We start from the raw sequence: 9,804 nt of genomic DNA, 5'->3' as shown, positions 1-9,804 counted from the left end.
GTGGTGGGGTTGGCCGGCGAGGCCGGACGCCAGGCCGCAGCCGCAGCGCTGGCCGCCGGGACCCAGGTGGTGCTGGTGCCGGCCGAACTGGCCGGCGACCGCCTCCGGCCGACCAGCGAGTCGTCGATCAACTCCCAGCTGCTGGCCCTGGTCGGCCGGGGTCGCTGAGGCCCTAGCCGCGCGTCAGTTCTGCGGTCGATCTTCTATTGGCTCGGACCCCCACGCCTCGGCACAACGGCCGTTAGAGTGATCAGAGAGTCCGCAGGCGCCCCTCCACCCGGGCGCCACAAGCCACTCCAAGCATCACTCAGCCCACAGAAGGAGCGACCGATGTGGAAGTTGTCCGGTTTCGCTGACGAGATATCCAACGACCTGGACGAACAGATCGCCCTGTTCAACCCCCTCGGCATCCAGCACGTCGAGTTCCGCAGCGCCTGGGGAACCAAGGTGCTCGACCTCACCGACGAGCAGTTGCAGACCGCCAAGCAGAAACTCGACGCGGCCGGCATCCGGCTGAGTTCGGTCGGCTCCGACCTGGGCAAGATCCAGATCACCGACCCGTTCGACGCGCATCTGGAACGCGCCCGGCACGGTGTCGAGGTGGCCAAGTTCTTCGATTCGCCATACATCCGGATGTTCAGCTTCTTCATGCCCGAGGGTGAGGATCCGACACCCTACCGCGACGAGGTGATGGCCCGCACCCGGGCGATGGTGGAACTGGCCGAAGCCGGCGGCATCACCCTGCTGCACGAGAACGAGAAGGACATCTTCGGTGACATCCCCGAACGGGTCATCGACCTGATCACCACGATCGATTCGCCCAACTACCGCGCGATCTTCGACCCGGCGAACTACGTGCAGTGCGGGATCAAGCCGTTCGACGAGGCGTACCCGAAGGTGCGCGAGCTCACCGACTACGTCCACTGCAAGGACGCGCTGGCCCCCGCCGGACCGGACGACCTCGGCAAGGTGGTGCCCTCGGGAGAGGGGGACGGCCAGTTCCGCGAACTGTTCGCCGCGCTCAGGCAATCCGGCTACCAGGGCTTCTTCTCCATCGAACCGCACCTGGGCGACTTCGACGCCTTCGGCGGGCTGTGCGGGCCGGACCTGTGGACCGACGCCTTCAACGCGGTGACAAAGCTCTTCGCCGAGCTGGGCGTCGAGTGGGAGTGACCAGATGAAGCGGGCCGCGCTGGTCGGCTGTGGCGACGTCGCCGTCATCCACTTCGAGGCGTTCGACGCCATCGACGGCGTCGAGCTGGTGGGAGTCTGCGACACCGACCCGAACGCCCTGCGCTGGGCATGCGATTTGACCGGTGCCCCGGGCTACGGGTCGGTCGCCGAGCTGCTGGAGATCGCCCAACCAGACGTCGTCCACGTCGCCACACCCCACGACCAGCACGTCAACGTGTCGCTGGAGGCCGTGGCAGCCGGCGTCCACGTGCTGCAGGAGAAACCGCTGGCGCACACCGTCGAGGACGGGCAGCGGCTGGTCGACTGGCACGCCGCTGCGCTGGCGAGAATGGGGCCGGCCACTCCGAAGGTGGGCATCTGCTTCCAGAACCGCTACAACGTGAGTTCCCAGCAGCTGCGCCGGCTGCTCGACTCCGGCGAGCTGGGTGCAGTCCGGGGTGCCTACGCGTCCGTGGTCTGGACCCGCACGCCGGACTACTACCAGGTCAAGCCGTGGCGCGGCACCCGGGCCAGGTCGGGCGGTGGTCTGCTGATCAACCAGGCGATCCACACCCTCGATCTGGTGCAGTGGTTCCTCGGCGAGGTGGTGGACATCGTCGGTCACGTTGCCACCAACAAGTTCGGTGACCTGATCGACGTCGAGGACACCGCCGAGATGCTGCTCACCCACGCCAGCGGCGTCCAGACCTCGTTCTACGCCACGCTCACCGCACCCCAGCACCGCCCGGTCGAACTCGAGCTGGACTGCCAGAACGCCTACGTGACGTTGCGCAACGGATTGACCGTGGCGTGGCACGACGGGCGGGCGCCCCAGGTCTTCGAGGAACGCAAGGTGCCCTCGGGTGGCCGCACCTACTGGGGCGTCAGCCACGAACTGCTGATCCGCGACTTCTACGACCGGTTGGACGACCCCGAGCCGTTCTGGATCAGCCCAGCCGAGGCCATGAAGTCGCTGCGCATCCTCAAGCAGACCTACGAACGCTCCGGGCTGTAGCCCGGGGGCAGGCAACCCCACACAAAAGGAGACACGATCGAATGACCGATCAGAAGGTTCGCCTCGGCATCATCGGGCTGGGCGCCGAGGGCGGCATGTATGCCCAGTTCCTGGCCGACGGGCGGGTGCCGAACATGGTGATCGGCGCCATCTGCGACATCCTTCCCGAGAAGAAGGCGAAGGCCGACGAGTACGGCGTCCCGTTCTACGCCGACTACAAGGAAATGGTCACCTCGGGGGACGTGGACGCGGTCGTCACCACGGTGCCGCACTACCTGCATCCCGAGATGGGCATCTACGCACTGGACAACGGCGTCCACGCCCTGGTCGAGAAGCCGGTCGGTGTCTACACCAAGCAGGCCCGCGAACTCATCGACTTCGCCGCCACCAAGCCCGAGTTGAAGTTCGGTGTCTTCTTCAACCAGCGGACCAACCCGCTCTACAAGGACCTCAAGGCCCTGATGGAATCCGGTGAACTGGGTGCGCTGCGCCACACCAGTTGGATCATCACCACCTGGTGGCGTCCGCAGGGCTACTACAACCAGTCCGACTGGCGTGCCACCTGGGGTGGCGAGGGCGGCGGCGTCCTGGTCAACCAGGCCCCCCACCAACTCGACCTGTGGCAGTGGATCTGCGGGGTGCCGAACAGCGTCTTCGCCAAGTGCCAGTACGGGTTCCGCCGCGACATCGCCGTTGAGGACGAGGTGAACGCGCTGGTCACCTTCGACAACGGCGCCACCGGCACCTTCATCACCTGCACCCACGACATGATGGGCACCGACCGGCTGGAGATCCTGTGCGACTCCGGCAAGATCGTCGTCGACGATTCCAAGACGGTCACCATCAGCCGGCTCAGCGAGCCCGAGCAGGTGCTGAGCGTCAACATGTCGATGGAAGAGGTGGGCAAGCTGTTCATGGGCCAGCTCGACATGTCGGAGGTGTTGTCCACCGAGACCAAGGACTACGGCTCGGTCTGGGGCGAGCAGCACTGCGACGTGCTGAAGAACTTCGCCGCCCAGATCCTCGAGGACGCCGAGCCGCTGGCTCCCGGCGCCGACGGCATCCATGGCGTCCGGCTCGCCAACGCCATCCACCTGTCCAGCTGGACCGGCAAGGAGGTTTCGATCGTCGACTTCGACGAGGAGACCTACCTGGCTGAACTGAACAAGCGCATTGCCGAAGAGGGCAAGTTCGAGACGAGGAGCTGACGAAATGGCTGTTCTGGGTGTCCAGATGATGATGATGAAGGACCAGGTCGCCGAACAGGGCATGTGGCCGGTCCTGCAGCGAATCGCAGAGATGGACCTGCACGCCGTCGAGGTGTCGCAGATTCCTATGGATGAGAAGAACGTCGCTGAACTGGAGCGCGGCACCAGGGAACTGGGCGTCGAAGTCGGTGCCATCTCGGTGGCGCTCAAGGGTGGCCCGACAGCCACCGGCGACAACCTGGAGGAACACTTCGACAAGATCGTGGCCGACGCCCACCGGCTGGGCACCCGCTTCGCCCGGATCGGCATGATGCCGTTCACGGCAATGGTGTCCAAGCAGGCCTGCGAGGTCTGGGCCGCCGAGTGCCAGCCAGCCGCCGAGCGGCTGGCCGCCGAGGGCATCACGCTGTGCTATCACAACCACCACGTCGACCTGGCCAAGTTTGACGGTGAGCGGATCTTCGACATTGTGCGTCGAGTGGCGCCGGCGCTCTTCTTCGAGGTCGACCTGCACTGGGTGCAGCGCGGTGGCATGGCCCCGCTCGACATGCTCAAGGAGTACGCGGGGGTCTGCAAGCTGATCCACGTCAAGGACTTCCGGGTCGGAGCCCTGAACCCGAAGGCGATTGACCTGTTCGCCGAGGGCAAGATGCAGGAGGGCTACGACATGTTTGTCAACATCGTGGAGTTCGCCGAGGTGGGGCAGGGGAACATGAACTGGCCTGAGCTGCTGCCTGCGTCCATCGAGGCGGGTGCCGAGTTCTTCTTCATCGAGCAGGACATGACCTATGGCCGTGACCCGTTCGACTGCATCGCCGACAGCCGGGCCTACCTGAAGTCGATCGGGTACTGAGCAGGACTGCACCCGGGCCGCGGGGCGCAGGCCAGCTTCAACCGCGGGGCGTTGGTTCTGGGGAACTGACGCCCCACGACTATCCTTGGGGCCAGTCACTGTGAGGAGAACACAACCAATGCCGATCAACCTCGGAACTCCGGCGCCCACGGCCACCCGGGTGCTGGCGGCGCGCCGTCCCACCCGCAAGATCAAGGTCGGCAACCTCGCCATCGGCGGCGACGCGCCCATCTCGGTGCAGTCGATGACCACCACCCCGACCAGCAACATCAACGCCACCCTCCAGCAGATCGCCGAACTGACCGCATCCGGCTGTGACATCGTGCGGGTGGCGGTGCCCAGCCAGGACGATGCGGACGCGCTTCCCGCAATCGCTGCCAAGTCGAAGATCCCGGTGGTCGCCGACATCCACTTCCAGCCCCGCTACGTCTTCGCCGCGATCGAGGCGGGCTGCGCGAAGGTGCGGGTCAATCCAGGCAACATCAAGGCCTTCGACGACAAGATCGCCGACATCGCCAAGGCGGCCGCCGAGCACGGCACCAGTATCCGGATCGGCGTCAACGCCGGCTCGCTGGACAAGCGGCTGCGTGGCATGTACGAGACCGACCCGGCCGGCGCGCTGGTTCAGTCGGCGCTGAATGAGGCCGCTCTGTTCGAGGAGGTCGGCTTCGACCAGTTCGCGATCTCGGTCAAGCACCACGACCCGGTGATCATGGTGGACGCCTACCGCCGGTTGTCGGCGCAATGCGACTACCCGCTGCACCTCGGGGTCACCGAGGCGGGCCCGGCATTCCAGGGGACGATCAAGTCGGCGACCGCGTTCGGGGCGCTGCTGTCGGAGGGCATCGGCGACACCATCCGGGTCTCGCTCTCGGCGCCCCCGGTCGAAGAGGTCAAGGTCGGCATCAAGATCCTGGAGTCGCTGAACCTGCGGCCGCGGCAGTTCGAGATCGTCAGCTGCCCGAGCTGTGGGCGTGCTCAGGTGGACGTCTACAAGCTGGCCGAGGAGGTCACCGAGGGTATGAAGCACTTCACCGTGCCCATCCGGGTCGCGGTGATGGGTTGCGTGGTGAACGGCCCCGGCGAGGCGCGGGAGGCCGACCTCGGGGTGGCGTCCGGCAATGGCAAGGGGCAGATCTTCGTGAAGGGTCAGGTGATCGCCACCGTGCCGGAGGACCTTATCGTGCCGACGCTGATAGCGGAGGCCAACAAGCTGGCTGATGAGTTCGCGCACTCCGGGGCGCCCGAGGTCGTAGTGAGTTGAGCACCACGCGGCGGTCCGGCGCCGGGACGCTGCGCGTCCTGGATCAGGCCGACCTGCCCGAGCTGACGGCGCTGTTCCGGCGAGACCCGGTGGCCAATCTGTTCGTGGCGTCCCGGGTGGCCAGCCTGGGTTTGACGCCGCAGCGCCTGGGTTGCGCCATCTACGGTTACCACGTCGGCGGTGAACTGGCGGCCGCCTGCCACGTGGGGGCCAACCTGGTGCCGATCGAGGCCGACCGGGAAGCGGTCGGGGCGTTCGTCGAGGCGATCGGTCCCCGGCGGCGGATCTCGTCGATCATGGGTCCGGCTACCGTCGTCCAGCAACTGCACCAGGGATTGACCGAGCGTTGGGGCAACAGCTGGGGCAGGGCCCGGGACGTGCGGCCGCACCAGCCGCTGATGGTCATCGACCACGACCCCCAGCTCGAGGGCGATCCGCGGGTGCGCCGCATCGAGCTGGAGGACTACGAGCCATACCTGAGGGCGGCAGTAGCGATGTACACCGAGGAAGTCGGTGTCACGCCGTTGGACGGCGGTGGGGGATACCAGCGCTACGTCCGGTTGCTGATCCAGATGGGGCACGCGATGGGAGCGGTCCACAAGCCGGCCGGAGCGCCGGCCCGGGTCTGGTTCAAGTCGGACATCGGCTCGGCGTGGTCGGGGTACTGCCAGGTACAGGGTGTCTGGCTGACACCGGAGCTGCGGGGCCGGCGATTGTCGGTGGCCGCGATGTCGCAGGTGGTACGGCTGTGCCGGCAGCAGTTCCCGGTGGTGTCGCTTTACGTCAACGACTACAACACCCGAGCACGCCGGCTCTACGAAGGCCTCGGGTTCGCCACGGTGGGTGAACTGGCGACCGTCCTCTACTGATCATCCATGACCTGGCAACAGTCGATGTCGAATGTTGACGACGAGGCCGGTGTTTTACGCTTCAAATGTCACGCCGGGTGAGTTCCGGCCAAATTGAAGGACGGCTCTTGTGTCGCTGGCAGGTATCAATCGCCTGACGTTGCGTGAGCAGGTCTGGGCCACGCTGCGGACCGCCATCCTGGACGGCGACCTGGCTCCGGGTACCCGGCTCGCCGAGACCGACCCGGCCGAACAGTTGGGTGTCAGCCGCGGCACCGTGCGCGAGGCGTTGCGGCTGCTGCAGCAGAGTGGACTGGTCGAGGGCGAGAATCGCACCGCGCTGGCGGTGACCATGCTGAGCCCCGACCAGGTACGTGAGCTGTCCGAGGTTCGGGCGGCCCCGGAGGCGCTGGCCATCGACCTGATCATCCGGGCAGGCAAGGCGGCCGAGGTGGCGGACGAGCTCGAACGGCTGCTGCCCCACGTCCCGGAGGGGTCGCCCTACAGCAAGCGGCTCGACGTCGACCTGGGCTTCCACGAGCAGATCTGTCGGGTGGCCGGCAATTCGATGCTGCTGCGGCAGTGGACGCAGCTCAAGGATCTGATGCGGGTGGCCGTGCTGGCCGACGTGGCCGGCGAGCCGTCCAGCCTGATGGACACCGACTACCATCGGCCGATCGCCAGGCCGACGCTCAGCGCAGCTTCGACTACATCTGTGAGCTGCTGTCCCGCTGATCCCGCCCGGCAGCACTGCTCAGTGGCTGACCACGCCGTGCAGGGTCCCCCAGGCGATGGTGTGCCGGGCGATCTGCTGCAGCACCTGCTCGGTGGTCGAGCCGACCACCTGCGAATCCAACGCGTACACGCCGAAGAAGTAGCGGTGCGTCCCACTGGGCGGGCACGGCGGCACCCAGCGCGCCGACCGGCCACTGTTCGGCCACTCGCGGGCCCCGGGCGGTGCCCCGCCCTCGGGCAGGCCCTTGCCGGCCGCTGGCAGCCCGGTGAGCAGCCAGTGCAGGAAGGTGCCGCGCGGGGCGTCCGGGTCGCTGACGACCAGCGCGACCGAACGGGCCTCGGCCGGCACGCCAACCCAGTTCAGCTCGGGTGGCAGTCCGTCGCCCTTGCAGGTGTACCGGTCGGGGAGCGGGTCGCCCTCGGCGAAGCGCGGGCTGGTGACGGTGATCGACCTGGCCAGATCGGGCTGCGGAATCTGCATGCTTGACCTCCTCGGTGAGTACCTCAATTGTCCCGACCGGCGGCCGCCACCGAGCGAACGGGCACGAATCGCTTGCGGATGCGTGTGGCCGGGGCTGGCCGCTAGCCTTGACCACGCAACCAGAGCCGAGGAGAGTCCGTGATCACCCGAATGAGCCAGCTGTTCGTGCGAACCCTGCGCGAAGACCCGGCAGATGCCGAGATGCCCAGCCACCGCTGGCTGGTCCGTGCCGGATACATCAGGCGGGTTGCGCCCGGCATCTACTCCTGGCTGCCGCTCGGGCTGAAGGTCTTCGGCAAGATCAGTGAGATCATCCGCGAGGAGATGGACGCCATCGGTGCCCAGGAGGTGCTCTTCCCGGCGCTGCTGCCCCGCGAACCCTACGAGGCCAGCCACCGCTGGACCGACTACGGCGACAACCTGTTCCGGCTGGTCGACCGCAAGGGCGCCGACATGCTGCTCGGCCCGACCCACGAAGAGATGTTCACCCTGATGGTGAAGGACCTGTGCAGTTCGTACAAGGACCTGCCGCTGTACCTCTACCAGATCCAGCACAAGTACCGGGACGAGGCGCGACCGCGGGCCGGGCTGCTACGTGGCCGCGAGTTCGTGATGAAGGACTCCTACTCGTTCAACATTGACCAGGCCGGGCTCGACCAGGCCTACCAGGACCACCGGGCGGCCTACATCCGCATCTTCGACCGGCTGGGCTTCGAGTACGTGATCGTGAATGCCCACTCAGGTGCGATGGGTGGCTCGGCATCCGAGGAGTTCCTGGCGATAGCGGCCAGCGGCGAGGACACCTTCGTCCGCTCACCGGGCGGGTTCGCCGCCAACGTCGAGGCGATCCAGCGCCCGATGGCCGCCGAGCAGGACGCCTCTGACGTGCCATCCCCAGTAGTCCACGACACCCCCGACTCGCCGACCATCGAGACCCTGGTCGACCAGGCCAACGCGCTGTTCCCGCGGCCCGACCGGCCGTGGCAGGCCAGCGACACCCTGAAGAACGTCGTCTTCCGGTTGACCTACCCGGACGGCCGCACCGAGCCGCTGGCCATCGGGTTGCCCGGCGACCGGGACGTCGACCTGCGTCGGCTGGAGGCGGCCGTCTCCCCGGCGACCGTGGAGGCATTCACCGACGACGACTTCGCCGCCAACCCCAGGCTGGTCAAGGGCTACATGGGTCCGGGCGTGCTCGGCCAGGGGCCGCTCGCCCCTGGTGAGCGCCCCGCGCCCGGCACCATCCGCTTCCTGGTCGACCCGGCGCTGGCCCGCGGCACCCGCTGGCTGACCGGCGCCGACGAGCTCGGCAAGCACGTCGCCGACATGGTGGTCGGCCGCGATTTCACTCCGGACGGCTACCTCGACGTCGCCGAGATCCGCGAGGGCGACGAGTCGCCGGACGGCTCCGGCCCGCTCAGCCTGGCCCGCGGCATCGAGATGGGCCACATCTTCCAGTTGGGCACCAAGTACGCCGAGGCGCTGGGCCTGAAGGTGCTGGACGCCAACGGCAAGCTGCAGACCGTGACGATGGGCTCCTACGGAATCGGGGTGTCGCGGGCGGTTGCCGTGGTGGCCGAGTCGACCTGCGACGAGAAGGGATTGTGCTGGCCGCGGGCGGTGGCACCGTTCGACGTCGAGATCGTCCCGGCGGGAAAGGGCGACCAGATCGCCGTGACCGCCGAACGGCTGGCCGCCGAACTGGCCCACCGCGGGGTAGCGGTGCTGCTCGACGACCGCAAGGCCTCACCCGGGGTGAAGTTCGCCGACGCCGAGTTGCTCGGCATGCCCACCTCGGTGGTGGTAGGACGGCTGCTGGCCGACGGCCAGGTGGAGATCCGGGACCGCAAGTCGGGGTCGGCCCGCCCGGTGCCGGTCGACGCGGCGGTCGAAGAGGTGTTGGCCGAGATCGGTCGCTGAGCGGCCCCTGCCGGGGGTCATACCCAGCCCGGCCAGTAGGGCAGTGGGGTGCCGAGGCTGCGGACGCGTCCGGCCTGGTCGAATGCCATCTCGGCCGCTGACTGGCGCCCCTCCGGGTCGGCCGCCGCGAGCCGCGCCCAGCCGGCCAGCACCGCCATCTCGAGCCTGGCCCAGGCCCGGTCGCGCTGGGCCGGATCGGCGATCCCATCCGGTAGCTCGTAGCTGGCGGACGCCGGGGCCGGGGTGGCGCCGGCCGCGCTGATCCGGGCCGAAGTCTGGTCGCGCTCGCGCATCGCCTGCCCGAGCC

The 9,804-nt window shown here is 67.7% G+C and carries 9 protein-coding genes and 1 pseudogene; 8 read left to right on the top strand and 2 right to left on the bottom strand.

All coding sequences use genetic code 11. The features are described from left to right. Positions 1 to 330 precede the first annotated feature (330 nt). The 7 genes and pseudogenes from WBL05_RS06875 to WBL05_RS06845 form a co-directional block, all read left to right on the top strand. Positions 331 to 1,173 carry a sugar phosphate isomerase/epimerase family protein gene (locus tag WBL05_RS06875; RefSeq protein ID WP_424224687.1) on the top strand — a complete coding sequence of 281 codons (843 nt, stop codon included), beginning with the start codon at positions 331 to 333 and terminating at the stop codon, positions 1,171 to 1,173. Between the two features lie 4 nt (positions 1,174 to 1,177). Further along, entirely contained in the window at positions 1,178 to 2,188 is a 1,011-nt protein-coding gene (locus tag WBL05_RS06870) for a Gfo/Idh/MocA family protein (protein ID WP_424224685.1), read from the top strand. Between the two features lie 41 nt (positions 2,189 to 2,229). Next, positions 2,230 to 3,396, top strand: coding sequence for a Gfo/Idh/MocA family protein (locus WBL05_RS06865; protein WP_424224683.1), 1,167 nt, complete (start codon positions 2,230 to 2,232; stop codon positions 3,394 to 3,396). A gap of 4 nt (positions 3,397 to 3,400) precedes the next feature. After that, on the top strand, positions 3,401 to 4,249 hold the full coding sequence (locus tag WBL05_RS06860; protein ID WP_424224681.1) for a sugar phosphate isomerase/epimerase family protein: 849 nt from the start codon (positions 3,401 to 3,403) through the stop codon (positions 4,247 to 4,249). A 118-nt stretch (positions 4,250 to 4,367) separates the two neighbouring features. Then, complete coding sequence (gene ispG, locus WBL05_RS06855) at positions 4,368 to 5,513, top strand: flavodoxin-dependent (E)-4-hydroxy-3-methylbut-2-enyl-diphosphate synthase (RefSeq protein WP_424224679.1); 1,146 nt, start codon at positions 4,368 to 4,370, stop codon at positions 5,511 to 5,513. Then, complete coding sequence (locus tag WBL05_RS06850) at positions 5,510 to 6,382, top strand: GNAT family N-acetyltransferase (protein ID WP_424224677.1); 873 nt, start codon at positions 5,510 to 5,512, stop codon at positions 6,380 to 6,382. Before ispG ends, WBL05_RS06850 begins: the two co-directional genes overlap by 4 nt. 109 nt (positions 6,383 to 6,491) lie before the next feature. Further along, positions 6,492 to 6,947: pseudogene (locus tag WBL05_RS06845) on the top strand (GntR family transcriptional regulator); the annotation flags it as partial. A gap of 168 nt (positions 6,948 to 7,115) precedes the next feature. Here the strand turns inward: WBL05_RS06845 and WBL05_RS06840 are convergent. Continuing rightward, positions 7,116 to 7,577 carry a YbhB/YbcL family Raf kinase inhibitor-like protein gene (locus WBL05_RS06840; RefSeq protein WP_424224675.1) on the bottom strand — a complete coding sequence of 154 codons (462 nt, stop codon included), beginning with the start codon at positions 7,575 to 7,577 and terminating at the stop codon, positions 7,116 to 7,118. A gap of 150 nt (positions 7,578 to 7,727) precedes the next feature. Between WBL05_RS06840 and WBL05_RS06835 the strand changes: the two genes are divergently transcribed. Beyond that, a complete protein-coding gene (locus tag WBL05_RS06835; RefSeq protein ID WP_424224688.1) occupies positions 7,728 to 9,497 on the top strand; it encodes a proline--tRNA ligase in 1,770 nt (589 codons plus the stop codon). 17 nt (positions 9,498 to 9,514) lie between these two features. On the opposite strand, the gene WBL05_RS06830 is transcribed toward WBL05_RS06835, so the two are convergent. Beyond that, positions 9,515 to 9,804: DUF4439 domain-containing protein (locus WBL05_RS06830; protein WP_424224674.1), on the bottom strand; the 290-nt coding region annotated here is incomplete at its 5' end.

It is taken from the genome of Brooklawnia sp. (assembly GCF_049651565.1).
Taxonomy (GTDB): Bacteria; Actinomycetota; Actinomycetes; order Propionibacteriales; family Propionibacteriaceae; genus Brooklawnia.
Note: the sequence above shows the minus strand (reverse complement) of the source record. Positions and strands in the feature narration are given on the sequence as shown.

Bases quoted from the DNA above. Each gene is read 5' to 3' on its own strand.
- WBL05_RS06875 (WP_424224687.1), top strand. From the start codon at position 331: ATGTGGAAGTTGTCCGGTTTCGCTGACGAGATATCCAACGACCTGGAC.
- WBL05_RS06870 (WP_424224685.1), top strand. From the start codon at position 1,178: ATGAAGCGGGCCGCGCTGGTCGGCTGTGGCGACGTCGCCGTCATCCAC.
- WBL05_RS06865 (WP_424224683.1), top strand. From the start codon at position 2,230: ATGACCGATCAGAAGGTTCGCCTCGGCATCATCGGGCTGGGCGCCGAG.
- WBL05_RS06860 (WP_424224681.1), top strand. From the start codon at position 3,401: ATGGCTGTTCTGGGTGTCCAGATGATGATGATGAAGGACCAGGTCGCC.
- ispG (WP_424224679.1), top strand. From the start codon at position 4,368: ATGCCGATCAACCTCGGAACTCCGGCGCCCACGGCCACCCGGGTGCTG.
- WBL05_RS06840 (WP_424224675.1), bottom strand. From the start codon at position 7,577: ATGCAGATTCCGCAGCCCGATCTGGCCAGGTCGATCACCGTCACCAGC.
- WBL05_RS06835 (WP_424224688.1), top strand. From the start codon at position 7,728: ATGAGCCAGCTGTTCGTGCGAACCCTGCGCGAAGACCCGGCAGATGCC.